17 protein-coding genes are annotated in these 17,493 nt (G+C 33.3%); 9 read left to right on the plus strand and 8 right to left on the minus strand.

All coding sequences use genetic code 11. The features are described from left to right. Positions 1-32 precede the first annotated feature (32 nt). Positions 33-671 (minus strand): nicotinamide mononucleotide transporter, encoded by a 639-nt coding sequence (locus IPK88_13540; GenBank protein ID MBK8244446.1) that lies wholly within the window; start codon positions 669-671, stop codon positions 33-35. A 271-nt stretch (positions 672-942) separates the two neighbouring features. Between IPK88_13540 and IPK88_13545 the strand changes: the two genes are divergently transcribed. Genes IPK88_13545 through IPK88_13555 form a run of 3 tightly spaced genes read left to right on the plus strand, consistent with a single transcriptional unit; the run spans position 943 to position 3,598 of the window. Continuing rightward, complete coding sequence (locus IPK88_13545; protein MBK8244447.1) at positions 943-2,208, plus strand: arginine deiminase; 1,266 nt, start codon at positions 943-945, stop codon at positions 2,206-2,208. Positions 2,209-2,226: 18 nt separating this feature from the next. Continuing rightward, a complete protein-coding gene (locus tag IPK88_13550; GenBank protein MBK8244448.1) occupies positions 2,227-2,640 on the plus strand; it encodes an acyl-CoA thioesterase in 414 nt (137 codons plus the stop codon). Further along, on the plus strand, positions 2,630-3,598 hold the full coding sequence (locus tag IPK88_13555) for a YihY/virulence factor BrkB family protein (GenBank protein ID MBK8244449.1): 969 nt from the start codon (positions 2,630-2,632) through the stop codon (positions 3,596-3,598). The genes IPK88_13550 and IPK88_13555 overlap by 11 nt, the downstream gene beginning before the upstream one ends. A gap of 555 nt (positions 3,599-4,153) precedes the next feature. On the opposite strand, the gene IPK88_13560 is transcribed toward IPK88_13555, so the two are convergent. Next, positions 4,154-4,822 (minus strand): DUF2461 domain-containing protein, encoded by a 669-nt coding sequence (locus tag IPK88_13560; GenBank protein ID MBK8244450.1) that lies wholly within the window; start codon positions 4,820-4,822, stop codon positions 4,154-4,156. A 145-nt stretch (positions 4,823-4,967) separates the two neighbouring features. Here IPK88_13560 and IPK88_13565 point away from each other — a divergent pair, with 145 nt between their 5' ends. The 3 genes from IPK88_13565 to IPK88_13575 all read left to right on the plus strand — a co-directional run bounded on the left by IPK88_13565 (position 4,968) and on the right by IPK88_13575 (position 7,330). After that, positions 4,968-5,558, plus strand: a complete 591-nt coding sequence (locus tag IPK88_13565; GenBank protein ID MBK8244451.1) for a transferase hexapeptide repeat family protein — start codon at positions 4,968-4,970, stop codon at positions 5,556-5,558. Between the two features lie 202 nt (positions 5,559-5,760). Beyond that, positions 5,761-6,516 (plus strand): enoyl-CoA hydratase/isomerase family protein, encoded by a 756-nt coding sequence (locus tag IPK88_13570; GenBank protein ID MBK8244452.1) that lies wholly within the window; start codon positions 5,761-5,763, stop codon positions 6,514-6,516. 217 nt (positions 6,517-6,733) lie between these two features. Beyond that, positions 6,734-7,330, plus strand: a complete 597-nt coding sequence (locus tag IPK88_13575) for a hypothetical protein (GenBank protein MBK8244453.1) — start codon at positions 6,734-6,736, stop codon at positions 7,328-7,330. A gap of 148 nt (positions 7,331-7,478) precedes the next feature. On the opposite strand, the gene IPK88_13580 is transcribed toward IPK88_13575, so the two are convergent. Further along, positions 7,479-8,114, minus strand: a complete 636-nt coding sequence (locus IPK88_13580; protein ID MBK8244454.1) for a hypothetical protein — start codon at positions 8,112-8,114, stop codon at positions 7,479-7,481. A gap of 829 nt (positions 8,115-8,943) precedes the next feature. On the opposite strand from IPK88_13580, the gene IPK88_13585 reads away from it, so the two are divergent. Then, positions 8,944-10,398: a T9SS type A sorting domain-containing protein gene (locus IPK88_13585; protein MBK8244455.1), complete on the plus strand. Its 1,455-nt coding sequence runs from the start codon at positions 8,944-8,946 to the stop codon at positions 10,396-10,398. Positions 10,399-10,408: 10 nt separating this feature from the next. On the opposite strand, the gene IPK88_13590 is transcribed toward IPK88_13585, so the two are convergent. From IPK88_13590 to IPK88_13600, 3 genes are read right to left on the minus strand one after another with little or no spacing between them, the layout of a single operon-like run. Continuing rightward, positions 10,409-11,998 (minus strand): T9SS type A sorting domain-containing protein, encoded by a 1,590-nt coding sequence (locus IPK88_13590; protein MBK8244456.1) that lies wholly within the window; start codon positions 11,996-11,998, stop codon positions 10,409-10,411. Positions 11,999-12,035: 37 nt separating this feature from the next. Further along, positions 12,036-12,461: a DoxX family protein gene (locus IPK88_13595; protein ID MBK8244457.1), complete on the minus strand. Its 426-nt coding sequence runs from the start codon at positions 12,459-12,461 to the stop codon at positions 12,036-12,038. Between the two features lie 50 nt (positions 12,462-12,511). Then, positions 12,512-12,856: an iron-sulfur cluster assembly accessory protein gene (locus IPK88_13600; GenBank protein MBK8244458.1), complete on the minus strand. Its 345-nt coding sequence runs from the start codon at positions 12,854-12,856 to the stop codon at positions 12,512-12,514. Positions 12,857-12,961: 105 nt separating this feature from the next. On the opposite strand from IPK88_13600, the gene IPK88_13605 reads away from it, so the two are divergent. Beyond that, the gene (locus IPK88_13605; protein MBK8244459.1) at positions 12,962-13,483 is read left to right on the plus strand and encodes a hypothetical protein; all 522 of its coding nucleotides are present in this window, start codon (positions 12,962-12,964) and stop codon (positions 13,481-13,483) included. A 63-nt stretch (positions 13,484-13,546) separates the two neighbouring features. On the opposite strand, the gene IPK88_13610 is transcribed toward IPK88_13605, so the two are convergent. Continuing rightward, positions 13,547-14,029 carry a hypothetical protein gene (locus tag IPK88_13610; GenBank protein ID MBK8244460.1) on the minus strand — a complete coding sequence of 161 codons (483 nt, stop codon included), beginning with the start codon at positions 14,027-14,029 and terminating at the stop codon, positions 13,547-13,549. Positions 14,030-14,078: 49 nt separating this feature from the next. Then, positions 14,079-14,822 (minus strand): acyl-CoA desaturase, encoded by a 744-nt coding sequence (locus IPK88_13615; protein ID MBK8244461.1) that lies wholly within the window; start codon positions 14,820-14,822, stop codon positions 14,079-14,081. A gap of 295 nt (positions 14,823-15,117) precedes the next feature. Here IPK88_13615 and typA point away from each other — a divergent pair, with 295 nt between their 5' ends. After that, positions 15,118-16,932, plus strand: coding sequence for a translational GTPase TypA (gene typA, locus IPK88_13620; protein ID MBK8244462.1), 1,815 nt, complete (start codon positions 15,118-15,120; stop codon positions 16,930-16,932). Positions 16,933-17,493: the final 561 nt, after the last annotated feature.

The following is a 17,493-nucleotide window of genomic DNA, read 5'->3' on the forward strand; positions in this document are numbered from 1 at the left end:
TAGGATTTAATAATTTGTCAAATCTTAGTAGTTTATAACTTGCCCAATTTGTATTCTCGCCACCAAGACCAATGTCCATAAATAGCGATGAGTAAGAAAATAAAAAATTCAAAAGAAACAAAAATGATTTCTTTAAATGCATAGAGAAAAATACAAATAATATCAACGATAATCCAAATGATCCAATTTTCAAAATATCGTTTTGCCAATAGGGTATTCGCAACTATGCTTGCTATGGTTACAAAAGAATCAGTATAGGGATAAGCTGCTGGTTTTGTAAAAACCTGAGGCCAAATAGAATGAATGTTTTTTATAAAAAAGCCAAAGATTAAACTTAATCCCAATGTTCCAATGGTTAAAAATAGGATGTATTTTAATTCGAGTACTTTAATGGGAATATTTATTTTTTTTTCATAAATCCAATTATACCAGCCATAAATGCTGATTCCAAAAAAATAGACCTGTAAAAACATGTCTGAATAGAGTTGAACTTGAAAGAAGATAATAAAGAAAAGCATGATATTGATTAAACCAATGGGCCAGGTTAGGATATTGGATTTCGCGGCCAGCCAAACAGCAATAATTCCCGCTATAGTTCCGTAAAATTCTAAATAACTTATTGGATAGTCTAAAAGGGTGAAGAAGGTATTATCGATATAAAAATAGGACACTCATCGGTTTATTTGATCGATTAAAGATAAGATAATATTAAGGATAATTGCATCCCACCAGGGACAAATAATTTGGTTTTAAATATAATAAGAGTTTAATGTGTAAGTTGTTGTAATATAACTATATATTTGATTTTTTATAGCTTAAATTGTTTTTTTACTGCCCATGATAAAGGGAGACTTTTTCGAGCGATTGCTGGCATTCCCAATCAGGACAAAGTTTGACAAGTAGATTTTTAAGCCTACCTTTGTGCTCGAAAACAGCAAATTTATGAGCCAAAGACAAGATGTATACGTTGATTCTGAGATATCTGAATTGCTTAAAGTGATTATTCATGCACCTGATGCAGGAATTGATCGAATCACACCAAGAAGGGCAGGGGAATTGCTTTTTGATGATATTGTTTATTTGCCAGTGATGCAACGGGAACATGAGACGTTTGAGAATATTCTAAAGCTCTTTATTGGTAAGGACAACGTGCTTGAGACCTGCACTTTGATAAAGGAATCCTTAGACGCCAATGAAGCTTATAAAAAAGAACTCATACAGTTGATTAAGGATTTTGAAGAATTACCGGAAAGCACCGTTAAATTACTTTTTGAATTGCCGCATCATGTATTAGCTGATGTTTTGATTTCAGGTTATTATCCTGCCGAAGATCAGATTTTGTTTGACCCAATTCCTAATTTTATTTTTACTCGGGATATTGCGGTAATTGTCAACGAACATGTCGTCATTACCAAAGCATCTAAATATGTTAGACATCGTGAGAATTTATTGACCCGGTTTATATTTTATGCGCATCCCTATTTTGCACATTTAATGGAAGAAAATAGATTGATCAATTTGAATTTGGTGAATGAATTTCCACCATCCCGTAAAGGTGAACCCATTTCAATCGAGGGCGGAGACATTATGATACTCAATAAAGATTATTTATTGATAGGAAGTAGTGAGCGGACTACAGATCATGCACTTATGACCTTGAAGAATTTACTGTTCGAACGTGGCATCATAAAGAACGTAGTCGAAATAGAAGTTCCAAAGGAACGTTCATATATGCATATAGATACCTTGTTTACTCAGATTAATGAAAAACACTTTGTAGGATTTAAACCCATAGTAAAAGATGGATTGGGGTCTTATGTTACTGTATTTAGAATAACCGGAGAAGTGGTAGAATATCCTTCTGTTGTTGATTTTTTACATGCTGAAATTGATCCTGAAATTGAATTTATTTGGAGTGGTGGTGGCGAGTCACCCTATCAGGAAAGGGAACAATGGACCGATGGGTGCAACTTGCTAACGATTAGACCCGGTGTGGCACTAACTTACGATCGTAATCCTTATACGGAGAAGGCCTTTAGAGCTGCAGGATATCAAGTCATCCATGCATCAGAATTTATGCGTCAGGTCGAAGGTGGAGGCTTGGATGTAGCCGATATTAAGAATACCATTATTACCTTACCTTCAAGTGAGTTGTCAAGAGCACGAGGAGGAACTCATTGTATGTCTTGTCCTGTTTTAAGAAAGTAATCAAAAACCATTTATTTAATGTTTACACATACCACACAAGTTCGGGTCAGATATGGTGAAACCGACAAAATGGGTTTTGTTTATTACGGATATTATTCCCTGTATTATGAAATTGGTCGTGTGGAAGCTTTAAGATCTTTGGGATTGGATTATAAATCCATGGAAGATCAAATGCATATTTTCATGCCTGTAGTTTCATTAAATGTGAGATACCTGAGACCGGCACACTACGATGATTTATTAACTCTTGAGACCAGTATTATTAAATGGCCCAACACCAGTATTCAATTCGATACTAAAATTCTAAATGAGAAAGGGGACTGGTTAAATCAGGGTCAGGTAGTATTGTGTTTTTTGGATATAGCGTCCAGGAAAAGAGTGGAAATGCCGGAATTATTGATCCAAAAATTAAGTCCTTATTTTGAAAAATAAATGGAATGAATGGTGGAATAAATTTTTACAATGGCCTATCATAGTAAATATAGTGATATGGAGTCAGAACCATTCATTGCCGGGATTTCATGATGTAAGTATTTATACAACTTTAACTTTTATTCGAAATGAACTGAATAAAAATGATCTGAATACCAGAGCAAGTGCGATGTCCTATAGTTTTTTTTTAGCCTTGTTTCCATCATTGATTTTCTTATTTACATTAACGGCTTATTTTCCGAAGAGTTGGGATTTTTATTCTGCCATGGAGAATTCCATTATATCTGTAATGCCAGATCGAGCCCAAGATTATATTTGGAAAGATATAGTTAGTACCATTCGACCTAAAGCAAAGAGTGGATTATTATCCATAGGATTTATTTTAGCCTTAGTGTTTGCATCTAATGGTATGTTGACGATGATGAAAGGATTTGATAAAACATATAAATCCAGTTTTCGAAAACGATCGTGGACTCAGAAGCAATTGATTGCTATATTACTGACGTTCTTATTAGGTATATTATTGATTTTTTCCGTATTGATTTTAATTTTAGGTGGTCAGATTTTTAAATGGATATTTGGCATACTGCATTTAAGTAAATTGACAGTGATCGCAGTCAAATTTTTTCAATACTTGATTATTATCTTATTATTTTATTCCGTTATCGAATTGATGTATCGCTTAGCTCCTGCATTAAAGAAGCCATTTAGTTTCTTTTCTCCGGGTACTATTTTTGCTACTATAGGTTCCATCATAACTTCCGTTTTATTCGGATATTTTGTGGATCATTTTTCAACCTATCATAAAGTCTATGGTGCTATTTCAGCATTGATTATAACGCTGATTTGGATCCGATTGAATGTATTAATCTTGATTCTAGGATTTGAATTGAATGCTGGAATTATCATTAATAGAGATATAAGGCAATTGGCATTAATTCAAGATGAAGAAGATTAAGTTTAAAACTTTTTGCCATTGAAAACCTAATTATTCTAATTGTTTGACATGATTCCAAAATATTAACTTTCGTTGTAATTTACAACTTTTTGTTCTTTTTTCATGAAACATGATTGAGTGATCTTGCCTCAGCAAGAAATTTGTGATCCAAAATCACAAATTAACGAATGAACCGAAGCCTGTATCAGGCTGAGGGAAACCAAAAATTCTAGCCTGCCTGACTAGACGTCAGTCAGGCAGGGCTATAAAGTCTAAGCCTAAAATGATTCCATGAAACCTAAATTCAAAAAACTCGCCTTTGGCCTTCTTTCATTTGATTGGCATCACACTTGCTCATCTCGAATTCTTGTTCTTTTTTTTAAGCATAGTGTTGGGCTCATACAGTTTTGAATTTTTAACGGTTTCATTACATCATTTTTTAACGGCTTATCCCTTAAGGCCGATCCAAATTTCTACACCAACTCATTAATACAAAAATTCCTTGAATACAATTTACGAACAAGCTCAAAAATGTTCTAAAATTTTGAACAGTGCAAGGAGTTCTGAAGTTATGTTTTAGGAATTTAATGCATCAGTAAAAAACTGATTCAGGGGTAAAGCCACTTTATAACAATCTAAGATGTGTTGATCTAATTTGGGTTTCAATATCAATTCGCTATCAAATTCAAAGGTATAAAAAAAGGATTTATTATAGAGAAGCGCTTGTTTGTTTGCTGCTTCATTAAATTCTGCTGGAATCTTTTTATTTTTCTCACCTTGAATATTCTGATACAAAGCAACAAATTTTTTATCATGAATCAATTTATCAAATTCCTTTAAATGACTTGCAATGTAAGTTCTTATTTTTATTAAATTTTCTGTGCTAGGGGCATAAACGCCAGTATAAATATGAATTTTATCTGCCTTGAATTCCATGTACAATCCAGGGGTTTCAAAGTCTTTTTTGCCACCAGGAGAAATAGCAGCGGACATATGAGATTTGTAGGGTGTTTTATCTTTGCTAAATCGAACATCTTTATAAATTCTAAACACACATTCTTTGGCACTCGTGTTAAGATTAGGGTATGTTTTTTTTAGTAATTCAATCATTCTTTCTATGAATACATGGAAAGGAGCTTCTACATCAGATTTAAATCTTTTTTTGTTAGCATTGAACCATTCTCGATTATTATAAACTTCCAGATCAGCCAGAAAATTTAAAAATGCCGTCTTAAAATAGATCATATAAAATATTTATTAGGGTAAAACTACAATTGTTTCTGTTTTTACTCCCAATATTAGATCTTTACTTTTTATTTGCTAAAATATCTTAAAAAAGGAAAGTGAATAGTTGGTTTGATATTCTTCGGAAATAAAATGAATAATTGGGATGATTTATTCTTATAAAAATTTTACACCTTATGTGCATCCCACTGCTTTTGTGCACCCCATGGCAGTAGTGACAGGATGTGTTCGAATTGGGGCAGATGTTTATGTGGGGCCTTTTGCTGCGCTTAGGGGTGATTTTGGTGAAATCATTATTGAAGATGGCTGTAATGTTCAAGAGCACTGTATAATTCACATGTTTCCGGGTGTAAGTGTGCACCTTAAAACTAATGCGCACATTGGTCATGGAGCCATGATTCACGGGGCTGTTATAGGCTCTAATGTCCTTGTAGGGATGAACACGGTGATTATGGACGATGTTGAAATTGGTGATGAATGTATAATCGGAGCCATGTCATTCATTAAGGAAGGCACCAGAATTCCCTCTAGAAGTCTGGTGGTTGGGAATCCTGCGCGCATTATTAAGGACGTCAGCGATGAAATGATCCAATGGAAAACCAAAGGCACTCAATTATATCAGCAATTAGCCCGTGATTGTCACACAGAACTCAAAGAATGCCAAGCGCTCGATATATTTCCGGAGAATTGGGCAACGCCCAATGGAGCATATAGTAGTTGGAGACGAGGAAAATAATGAATTGTTATGTCAAAATCCATTAAAAAACATGTAATTATTCAAGTCCTTGCCCTGTAGGGGCAACCGATATTTAGCGACGGATAAAATCCGTCGCATATAATAGTAAATAAGTGTTTTTGGCGATATTTTTGCCTGATTTTTGCAAAAATAATGACAAAAACATAGTTGATTAATTACAATAAATACAAAAGCAATAATTATGAATCAATTTGTAAAAACGGATATAGATCAAGGATTGGCAACCATTACATTTTTTACTGAAGCGAGTAATTCATTGCCGGGTGTTATTTTAAAAGAACTTGTTGACCACATAAATGCAGCAGGAACGAATGAGGCTGTGAAATTAATCGTATTGCAATCTGGAGGCGACCGAACTTTTTGTGCCGGTGCGAGTTTTGATGAATTAGCCTCAATAAATGACATTCAAACAGGTAAAGTTTTTTTTATGGGTTTTGCTAATGTGATTAATGCCATGCGTAAGTGCCCTAAGATCATCATTGGTAGAATACATGGCAAAGCTGTTGGCGGTGGGGTAGGGTTGGCTGCAGCATGTGATTATACTATGTCTACAACGCATGCTACCGTTCGTTTGAGTGAACTTGCAGTTGGCATCGGTCCCTTTGTAATTGGACCTGTAGTAGAGCGCAGAATGGGTTTGAGTGCATTTTCACAGATGGCATTAAATGCCACGGAATGGCAGACTGCCGAATGGGCCAAAACCCATGGATTGTACCATGAAGTATTTGATACCTCCGCATTGCTGGATGATTATTTAAAACGATTCACGACTATATTATTGAATTCAAATCCCCTGGCTTTAAAAGAATTAAAAACAGTATTTTGGTCCAATACAGACCATTGGGATACTTTACTGGAATCAAGGGCAGCCATTTCAGGAGAATTGGTGTTGAGCCATTTTACGAAAGAAGCAATAGCAAAGTTTAAAGTAGGGTAAAGGAGGTTATGAGTAGTGATTTTTAAGGATTTTAAATTATGTGTAATTTAATAATACTTAAATTTATATATGCAGCCGGTTAATATTTGAAGAAGAATATACTTATATTTGTAATAGTTAAGAATAGTGCTAAAAAAATCTCATGGATTGATACCAGTAAGAGAGAAATCACTATAAGAAAAGCACAAAATGTCATTGATAGAAAAATTCCAGAATAATGAATAGAACTTATTTTTTAGCTCTAATCTTTTTTAGTTTTAATTGTAATAATAAATCTAGTAATTGGATTACAAAAGAAGAAGGCTATAGAGCTGGACTTTTAAATACCTGGAAATTTGAATCGACACAAGCATTTTTAAATAAAACTCAATATTGCTTCAATAAAAAGATAGATTTTACTGATTTAGATGTTGTAATGTATTCCTTAGTTCAAGTTGCTGATTATGATTTAAAAAAGCTATTTCTGAAGTCCATGAAGTATAAGTGGGATAAAATGTATATAATATATCACGAATTTGAAGCGGGCCTATATATTTCAATAACTTCAATACTACTTTTTGATGGCGAAAATTACATAGGATTTTCAATGGATTACTTTGACCGTAAAATTTACAGAGTAAATTCTATTACTAATTTTAAAATATCAGATATAAAGGTGACAGACGAATATAATGATCAGAATATTGTTATCATTACAGAGTATAATAATAGCTACAAGATTGTTGATAATAAGATATATATTGGAGCAAGACATGAGGAAGTTAGAGATAAATTATTGAAATTATATAGTAACTTAATGCTTAATCAATTTTAATTCAGTTTTTATTAAATGCTTATTCATGCCATAACTTTTTGATCCATATCTTTTTTGAATTAATAATATACCTGTCAACGAAAACTTTATCTGATTCATTATTTTGAAAATTATACTTAACAAAAGTCAAATATGTTATAGCAATAACTTATGGTACTACACGAAAACAAAATCCACCTTTATCATAAAAAAGCCAATTTGGTGAATTTGCATCTATTTTATTGTATAAAGTATCCTCACTTTCTTTTAGTAACTCTATATTGCCATTCTTTCCTGAATTCATATCTACACCAACAGTATAATAAACATGCCTGCATCTCCCTGGAAAATTTTCCCAAATTCCACATTTTTGAGTTAGAAAGTAATTTCCAGGATATTTAGGAATTAAAATATATTCTAATGTAAATGAATCATTAAGGAAAGCATATTGACCTTCTAGTAAGCTTTGCCCTTTCGATAAAATATATTCTTTATAATTTGGAGAATAACTGTAAAATATAAAATAGTCTGAAATCTTACTCCTACCGATTGTATCAAGGAAATCTATAACAGTGTTTGGTATAAAATCTATTTTACTCATATCATAATTCATATCAGTGTGAATTTCATGAACATTTTTTTCAAATTTAGAAACAAATCTAATTGTGTCTCCAATATGGTATTCTAATTGATATGGAATGATTTCCGCAGGCACATGAAATCTTTGAGGACATTCCTCATTACATTGCATACTGATTAATGTTGCAAAGATTATAAATACTAATAGAAACTTTGTCTGATTCATTTTTTTGGAAATTGCATTTTGGAAAAATCAATTATATTTAACTATAAGTTATTGAGAACTATCATATAAAATTTGGAATTTATTAATTTAATCTTGATTTCCATTCCCGTCGTTTGTAATTAATTTAACAAAAAAATGATTCGGGGATACATAACAATTCTGCTTTGCAAATCTGTGTTTCCATCTGCATGAACGCTTCAAATCATTATTGTATTGGATTTCAAGTATTTTAATGTTCAATTCTAATCATTTAATAGCTTAAGCCAAAGATCAAATATTAACTTGTAATTGGCAAGACCTTTTAAACCAACGCAGGGAACTTTTAAACGAACGTATGATTTTGCCTTAAAACTTAAAGCTAAGATCAAATCAAAGGATGGTTAATATCTAAATCAATTGTGCAACGCATATAGTCTTGTCACATCTCTTCCACTAAGAGAATGGACGAGATATGTTCCACATCTATTCCGCGCCTATTCCACGTCTATTCCACGGCTTATCCTCGACTATGCTTCTCTTGCGACAAGACCCTGTTTTGTCCTAAAATTAAATCAATAAACCATTTCAAAGCTAAATGAAGACTCTAAATTTTCAGTAGTTTAAAGATTTAATCTGACTTTTTACAAAACCTTATTTTTTTGTGAAGTAAAATATGATTGAAATATTAATATGATAAAGTTTGTGTATTGGAGAATAATATTCTTATTTTTGTAGAAGTAAGTTTACGGTAAAAAAGTTGATGTAGCTTTTCTAAGGTTGTTTTATTTTTATTAACTCACATCAAAAGTACAGTTTATTTGTACTTTTGATATTTCAATTTATACTCATTATGAAGAGGTTACTTTTTTTTCAATTCGTTGCTTTTTTTACATTACATTTTTCATACACTCAAAATACTTCTTGGGAATTCATCAATCATTCAAATAGATGCGATCTATTAAACGATGTATTACTTGATATAGATGGAAATTATAATGGGTTAGTTGAATCGTTTGACTATCTAAATCTATACGATAGCTCTGAATTCTCTCAAATAAAAATTATGAAAATTAATCCTTATGGTAAAAAAATTGATGAAAAAATAATTTTATCATCTAATTATAACTATCATCCAAGAAGTATTTTCAAAATGAAGGATAATTATTTTATCACTTGTATTCATTATAAAAAACCTGTGTTTTATAATATGGATTTTATATTATTCAAATGTGATTTAAACTTTAATATTATAGATAGTATTAGTATCAATTATCCCGAATTTAGTATACCTAATAGTTATTCTCAAGTAATCAATGATACATTATTATGTATTTTAGATTTAAATCACTTGAATAAAATTACAGCTGCAACCGAATTCATTCAAATAGATCATGATGGGAAATTAATTAAAACACATCGTGAACGAGAACCAAGTCAGAATTATGGGCCTCATACTATATCAAGTTCATTAGACAATTCAAAATATATGGCAATGGGAGATGTATTAATGATCTTGGATAAGAATTTGAATTTGGTTAGTATAGATAGTTTTATTAGTCACGAACACAGGTATTTTATTACAACTAACTCTACCACTTTACTTAGATGGTCAGAAAAAAAGTATTTAATGGCTTCTGTTTCGTGGGAATTTACAGCAGATCTTCATTTGTGGTTTATTGATAATAATTTTAAACCTATTAAGAGTGTTTTAGATAGAACAGACACAACGAATGATTTTTGTGCATGGAATGGATCAATAGCCTATTATAATAGGAATAGCATTTATACAGCCGGCACTTCGGGGCCTTCAGTATTTCCTTTTGATTCCAGTGCAGTGTTTATAACTAAATTGGATTCAAATCTAAATGTAAAATGGAAGAAAGTATTTGCTTTAGATAATTATTATGCATTATTCAAAATATTGCCTACGGCTGATGATGGATGCTTGGTTGGTGGATGGTTTAGCACTATTACACCGCATGTGTATCCGAAATATGAGGCTTATTTTCTAAAAGTAGATGCTGATGGCAATGTGACAAATACTGATGATGAAACCCATATTAATTGGGAAGCCATGATATATCCCAACCCATCACCAGGAAGTTTTAAATTTGATGTAATAGATGATTCTGGAATCAGTTATAGAGTGGACATTATTGACTTGCAGGGCAAGATCGTACATTCTTCACAGAATCAAACTAATAACAACACTATAAATCTCAATTTCTTGCCTTCTGGAATGTATACTTATAATTTGTTCAGAAAGGATGCTCTTATAAGTTCTGGCAAATGGATTAAGCAATAGGGGAATACTATTAATCTATTTTATAAAACACTTTTGAATTGAATGCAGTTCCATTCATTAATGCATAAATCTGATACATTCCAGCAGGTAGTGATGCTATGTTGATGGTTGATTGGTGGTCTAATTTTTCGTAGTGTACTAGTTTTCCGGATGCGTTTGTAATCCAAATGCTTAATGTTTCAATATTTACATTCGGAGATATGATGCTTATTTTATGAGTTGCAGGATTGGGTGATAGGATCCATTCGAATTTATTTTGTTGCGCTGAACTATTGGGTTCTTGGACCTGAGTAGATTTATTTTTTATAAGTTGTACATTAATAATATATGGATTGGCTAGGGTCAAACTTGCTTTGTTTTTTTCGAATGGATTAGCTTCATTTAATGGATTGTAAATGCCACCAAAGATATATCCCAACCATGTACTATCTTTTTGAATTGAATCTAAATTAATAATCTTATTTCTAAAATTGGGTAGTTGGGGATTCAGAAATATTTCTGAATTGGTACCTAGATATGCAGGCATTTTTTCTTTGAGTAATGTTTCTTGAAATGTTCCATCAGACATTCGGGAAATGCTGCTGATAGATTTTACAAATGGAACAAAAGGATCTCTCACCACTTGATCTAATGTATCTCTATAATATTCCGCCATGCCTCCAAAAAAAACTTTATGCATTTCATTCTTGATATCCGAATAAAATCCAACATGCGGACAAGTGTAATTGGTGAAGCGCTGATTAAAATTCGGGATGTCTTCATAGCCATTATAATTTACCGCAGCAAGATTCATGAAGGGCCTATTTTCATTCACTAAAAATACGCCTGCAAAACACATTAATTTTTCATTCCTGTCTTGCATAATAAATGGAGATAAATTAAAATCCCGTCTGTGGAAATTAAACTCATCTACAATTTCTTTTTTGAAATCTATGGATAGGGTATCACCTGAAAAATCTATATTGAATATGCGACATGCTGAAGTATATCTTTGATTGACGACTAAAGAACTGTCTTTATAAATGCCTTCAAAGCGATGACCACCAGTCAAGTAATACAATTGATCTAACACTTCTAATTGTCCTCCAGCCACAGCGAATGTGTCATCAATGATTTGTTTGAATGCAGTACCGATATTTTGATTTGATGCTATTGCTTGATCCAGCTTGGCTAAATTAACTGTTATCAGACTGGGATAGGTTTTGTATGCACCTGTTTTAGATTGTCCATAACCACCAATGATCATTAATTGATTGTTGACTTGAGTAAATGCAGCATTGGCAGCGCTAAGTGGTTCAATCATTGATGGTGACAATGAATCCAAAGAATATTGAGTTATGGTTTGAGTTTTAGTGTTCCATCGATAGATTTGATCATTGGAAAACTTGTTCTCGAAACCACTGTTTTTATCATGTATGCCATCTAGTCGACCACCAAACATGTAAATGGATTCATTGAAAATTCCATAAGTAAAAGAATGAATATTAGGCCAATTTGGAATGCGAAATGTGTCAGTTGAAATGGAATAATTAAATTGGCTATAAATCGAAATATGCAGTAAGTAAATACAGTATATAAAAAGCTTTTTTTTTGATTTCACTTCAATAGAACTTTTGAAAATAGTGTTAAACTAAAAACTACCATTTTTCTTTGGGTAGCACTGTCATGCCAAAAAAACGTCGTATGCTATACTTACCTGTGCCGTGTACCAATACATGTATTAATCCTCCGGTTATAGCTATGTTTTTCATAAAAAAAATGGAATGTATGTTTTGAACTTCAGGTGGATCATTCCAAAATGAAAACACAATAAATGTAACCGGGATCCAATAAATAAGCAGTAAGGTTACTGCAAAAACAGGTCGGTAACCTATGAGTAAAAAAGCTCCTCCAATAAATAAACAGGTAATCGTGGCAATTAATAGGAAATCTTGTTGCCAGGTTAAACCGTACTCCGTCATGGTGGACTTAGTTCGATCAAAAAATTTCAATGACGTAAAGGCTTCAAACAAAAATATGGTGGACAGAAACATCCTAGCTAGTAAATCAAACAAATCTCTCATGATTTAAATAAAATGAAAAAAATAAACTCTAGGATGCTTACACAGTGGCATTAGGCAGAAAAAGACTGGCCACATCCACACGTTTCTTTAGCATTTGGATTGACAAAGGAAAAGCCCCTGTTGTTTAATCCCTCAACCCATTCAATTTGCATACCAACCAAATAGAGTGAGTGTGCTTTTTCCATAAATACCTGAAGACCATTAATATCATATACCTGGTCGGCATCTTTCATGGTGTCGAATCCCATGACATAACTAAATCCAGAACAACCTCCTCCTTTGACTCCAACTCTAAGGCCATGATTATCAGGTATTTGTTGTTCTTCCTTGATGCGTTTAAGTTGAGCCATCGCGGATTCTGTAATAATGATGGGTGTTTCGGTAAGGACTTCCATGATTTGATTTAATTTACAACAATAAACACAAATATAACGTTTTTTGTTCGTGCCACGCTCAAAATAGCAGGCTTAGTTTAATTTTGTGTCACCTAAACAAGTTGTATGGAGTTTTTCTTGGAATTATTGAAATTAATATTGCCTTCTTTTATTGTCTTTTTGACCGTTTTTTATATGTTGAGAATGTATTTTCAACATGAGCGGCTTCTGAGAAAAAGTGAATCTCAAAAAGCACATCGGGAGTTTTCATTGCCTTTGAGATTACAGTCCTATGAACGATTGGCACTTTTTATGGAACGAATCAAGGTTTCCAACCTTTTGTTGCGTTTCCAATCCAAGGATATTTCAGCAAAACAATTGGTGAATACCATGATGCTGGCGATCCAACAAGAATATGAACACAATTTGGTCCAACAAATATATGTCAGTGACAAACTGTGGGAAATTATCTGTCTGTCCAAAGATGAAGTGCTGTTTTCATTAGATGCCGCAGGTCAGGCATTGGTGAATGAGGCAGATGCTTCTAATGCAGGTACTTTAATACTTAATCAAGCTTCACAAAGTGCAGATAAGGCCATTGAAACTGCTTTATTGGCGATTAAAAAAGAGATCCATTTATTGTTGTAAACGATGGGTTAGTCCTGTAGGGACGACTCATTTTGTTGCAGTGGATAAAATCTACTGCAAATATTAGTTGCAGTAGAGTAAAATGGCTTGTGAGGTAATGCGATTGCTTTCATGACCAGCTCTATCCTTAATAAATAATTCGAATAGAAGTGTATCGGTTGGGTATTGTGGCGGTGCAGAACAAGGCGGAATATTATCTTTGAATAAACAGCAGGTGGTATAAATCAATATTTGCATACTGCCTTCCAATGAATTCCCATTGGTATTGGAAAGCTCTGGAATTTTGTAACTGTCTAATAGTAAACCAAGTCTCTTATCATAAAGAAAAATATCCTTTTCGCTGCCATTGGCTGAGTAAGCCAAATCGCCATCGCCATCTTGAAAACTAAATGTCAACCACAATGAATCCTGATTTAAGTCACCCTGTACTAAAGAAGATTTAGTTACACTTACATATTTAATGCTCGGAATAATAGAAAAGTCATCAGTCGATTGGCATGACCACATCAAAGTAAATGCACAAAGAATAGTTATTATTCTAAACATCTACAATGATAAGAAAAAAAGTGAATATATGCAGTAATTATTGCAAAGGTCAAGCAGGAATCAAATGAATAATTTTTAATCGATCTAACAATTTAAGTATCTGAAAAGATGGATCAAACTCAAACCACTTCTGTGCAAAATTCGCGGAGGTGGGATATTTATGATGATTGTTTTGGAATAATTCGCCCATCAATAAAACACCCCATGGTTCTGAATTATGGGAATGATCTCCGTTTTCATAATTTTGGTATCCATATTTGTGGCCACACCAATTGACCACAGCTCCCTGAACAGGACCCATTAGATAATGAATAGGCAATAATAAAAGCCAAAAATAGCTCAGATCAAAATGATGGATCAGAAATACATAGGTTGCTGTATATAAAATAGCCCATGCAATTCTTACCAAATAATGATCTCCGAATTGATCTAATTTAGTCCAAATAGGAAGGTCATTACAAAACTTTGAAGCTGCAGTTAATTTACCTGACACAAAACCATTGTAAATGTTTCGCGTATGGATCATCATACCAAAAACATCTTTGAAAAAATAAGGTGAATGCGGGTCTTCTTTAGTATCACTATACTCATGATGCATCCGATGCATTACAGCATAGGCTCTTGGAACTAAATAGGAAGATCCTTGTGAAACCCAGGTAAAAAAATAGAACACGCGCTCTACTGTTTTACTGGCAGTAAACATTTTATGAGAAGCGAACCGATGTAAAAAAGAGGTGTGAAAAAATAAGGAAACAAACCAATGTCCAAAAAACAAGAGAAGAATATATATCATGATTTACTACTATCAAATGGGTTATTAAAAAACGTCGCAAATTTAACATCTAAAGTGGTATGATGTTCAATTTTCGATAACTTTATATGATGACGTAGAATAATTGCATTTGGAGGAAAATAATACACTTCATTTGATAAAATCAGGCACTGAACCGTTGAAAATTTATAATATTAAATAAATAATTATATATAACATACAGATTAATAATTGTAAATAATATGTTATTATCTTAAATAGCCTAAATTCTCTAAGACTTTCGAAGTATTTTTGCATTTTAATTAATTGCTCCTTAATGAATAATATAAGAAATATAGCCATCATCGCTCACGTAGATCATGGAAAAACTACTTTGGTGGATAAAATCATGCACCAAACTAAGCTCTTTAGAGATAATCAGGAAACTGGTGAATTGATCCTGGATAACAATGAGTTAGAGCGCGAAAGGGGAATTACCATTTTAGCAAAGAACGTTTCTGTTCGATATAAAGATGTCAAAATCAATATCATCGATACACCTGGTCACTCCGACTTTGGAGGTGAGGTGGAACGTGTATTGAATATGGCTGACGGTGTTGTTTTGTTGGTGGATGCATTTGAAGGTGCTATGCCTCAGACCCGTTTTGTTTTGGCTAAGGCCTTAGCTATGGGTAAGAAAGCCATAGTAATCATCAATAAAGTGGACAAACCCAACTGTCGTCCTGAGGAAGTTCATGATCAGGTTTTTGAGTTATTCTTTAATCTTGAAGCTACAGAAGATCAATTGAACTTTCCGACTGTGTATGGATCCTCCAAGCATGGATGGATGAGTTCTGATTATAAAAAACCTACTGAGGATGTTACCTATTTGTTGGATGTAATTATTGATAAAATTCCCGCACCAAAGGTTTCAGAAGGAAACTTACAGGTAATGATCACATCACTTGATTATTCTTCTTTTATTGGAAGAATTGCCATCGGTAGGGTATTGAGAGGATCTATAAAAGTGAATCAACCTGTATCGCTTGTTAAACGAGATGGAAGTATCGCAAAATCAAGAGTTAAAGAATTATATACGTTTGAAGGATTGGGTAAAGCGAAAGTCGAATCAGTTCAAGCGGGGGATATTTGTGGAGTTTTTGGAATTGATAATTTTGAAATTGGTGATACGATTGCTGATTTTGACAGTCCTGAAGGATTAACACCCATTCAGGTTGATGAACCTACCATGTGTATGTTTTTCACGATCAACAATTCGCCATTCTTTGGTAAAGAAGGAAAATTTGTCACTTCAAGGCATATCCGTGAGCGATTGGAGAAAGAATTAGAGAAAAATCTAGCCATGAGAATGGAAGATACAAGTTCTCCGGACTCTATGCTTGTTTATGGTCGTGGGATATTGCACTTGTCCATACTTATTGAAACCATGAGACGAGAAGGATATGAATTGCAGGTAGGGCAACCGCGTGTTATTATAAAAGTCATTGATGGTGTGAAATGTGAGCCGGTGGAATTACTTACCATTGATGTGCCTGAAGCATTTTCCGGTAAAGTGATTGAACTTATCAGTCAGAGGAAGGGAGAAATGACAGTCATGGAACAAAAAGGTGACCTTACACACATAGAATTTAATATTCCTTCCAGAGGTTTGATAGGATTGAGAAATATGTTGTTGACAGCTTCGGCAGGTGAAGCTATTATTGCCCATAGATTTAAAGATTTTGAACCTTGGAAAGGTGCAATTCCTTCAAGGGTAATGGGAGTTTTTGTTTCCAAAGAACAAGGTGCTTGTACAGCCTATTCAATAGGTAATCTACAGGATCGCGGTGCATTCTTTGTCGACCCAGGAGATCAATTATACACGGGTCAAATTATTGGAGAGCACATTCGACCAGGAGATTTAGTTGTAAACATCATTACCAGTAAGAAATTAACGAACATGCGTGCATCAGGTAGTGACGGCACAACGCATATCGTTCCTAAGCGTAATTTTTCATTAGAAGAAGCGCTTGAGTATATCCAAGAAGACGAGTATGTAGAAGTTACACCAAAATCCATTCGTATGAGAAAGGTGGTACTTGACGAAAACGAGCGTAAAAAATCACAAAAGCAGGTGGAGTCAATGGCATAAGCCATGTGTTTCTTTACGGTTAATCTTTTAGGATCTTGAAATTTAATTTTGAAGAGATATTACAATATATTCATTATTGTATTCTAGATTTTTAAATTTGATTGCAGTCAATTATTTTCAGGATATTAAATTCATATTTCCATTAATTGGCTAAAGATTAATAATACTTTCGTTTATAGTTTTTTTTCAAATATTCTAAACGTATTTATGAGTACAAACTTATAGCCCTGAAAGGGTTAGATAAATCAGCGATGGGTGTTAACCCATCGATATTTAATAAATACCTCCTAAGAGCCCTGAAAGGGCGCAATATATTTTATACTAATGTGATTTATCCCACTATAACTGTAAAAAAAATTTCAGAGGAAGGGCCTAGTTTTTTATTTAAAGTCTAAGGTTCAGTGCAATGGAGGTGCCGTATGCCATAATATACTTCGCCCTTTCAGGGCTTAAAGATTAGATTAGAGTCTTTTCAAAGGGCTTTGCCCTTTGTTGATTTATTCCGCCCTTTCAGGGCTTAAAGAATGGATGTGAGTTTGTTTCAAATGGCTATGATCTTTG

This window comes from Candidatus Defluviibacterium haderslevense (assembly GCA_016712225.1).
GTDB lineage: Bacteria > Bacteroidota > Bacteroidia > Chitinophagales > Saprospiraceae > Vicinibacter > Vicinibacter haderslevensis.

What these genes read in the sequence shown, in the direction of transcription:
- IPK88_13545 (MBK8244447.1), top strand. Translation starts at nt 943, where the DNA reads ATGAGCCAAAGACAAGATGTATACGTTGATTCTGAGATATCTGAATTG.
- IPK88_13550 (MBK8244448.1), top strand. Translation starts at nt 2,227, where the DNA reads ATGTTTACACATACCACACAAGTTCGGGTCAGATATGGTGAAACCGAC.
- IPK88_13560 (MBK8244450.1), bottom strand. Translation starts at nt 4,822, where the DNA reads ATGATCTATTTTAAGACGGCATTTTTAAATTTTCTGGCTGATCTGGAA.
- IPK88_13565 (MBK8244451.1), top strand. Translation starts at nt 4,968, where the DNA reads ATGATTTATTCTTATAAAAATTTTACACCTTATGTGCATCCCACTGCT.
- IPK88_13570 (MBK8244452.1), top strand. Translation starts at nt 5,761, where the DNA reads ATGAATCAATTTGTAAAAACGGATATAGATCAAGGATTGGCAACCATT.
- IPK88_13575 (MBK8244453.1), top strand. Translation starts at nt 6,734, where the DNA reads ATGAATAGAACTTATTTTTTAGCTCTAATCTTTTTTAGTTTTAATTGT.
- IPK88_13580 (MBK8244454.1), bottom strand. Translation starts at nt 8,114, where the DNA reads ATGAATCAGACAAAGTTTCTATTAGTATTTATAATCTTTGCAACATTA.
- IPK88_13585 (MBK8244455.1), top strand. Translation starts at nt 8,944, where the DNA reads ATGAAGAGGTTACTTTTTTTTCAATTCGTTGCTTTTTTTACATTACAT.
- IPK88_13595 (MBK8244457.1), bottom strand. Translation starts at nt 12,461, where the DNA reads ATGAGAGATTTGTTTGATTTACTAGCTAGGATGTTTCTGTCCACCATA.
- IPK88_13600 (MBK8244458.1), bottom strand. Translation starts at nt 12,856, where the DNA reads ATGGAAGTCCTTACCGAAACACCCATCATTATTACAGAATCCGCGATG.
- IPK88_13605 (MBK8244459.1), top strand. Translation starts at nt 12,962, where the DNA reads ATGGAGTTTTTCTTGGAATTATTGAAATTAATATTGCCTTCTTTTATT.
- IPK88_13610 (MBK8244460.1), bottom strand. Translation starts at nt 14,029, where the DNA reads ATGTTTAGAATAATAACTATTCTTTGTGCATTTACTTTGATGTGGTCA.
- IPK88_13615 (MBK8244461.1), bottom strand. Translation starts at nt 14,822, where the DNA reads ATGATATATATTCTTCTCTTGTTTTTTGGACATTGGTTTGTTTCCTTA.
- typA (MBK8244462.1), top strand. Translation starts at nt 15,118, where the DNA reads ATGAATAATATAAGAAATATAGCCATCATCGCTCACGTAGATCATGGA.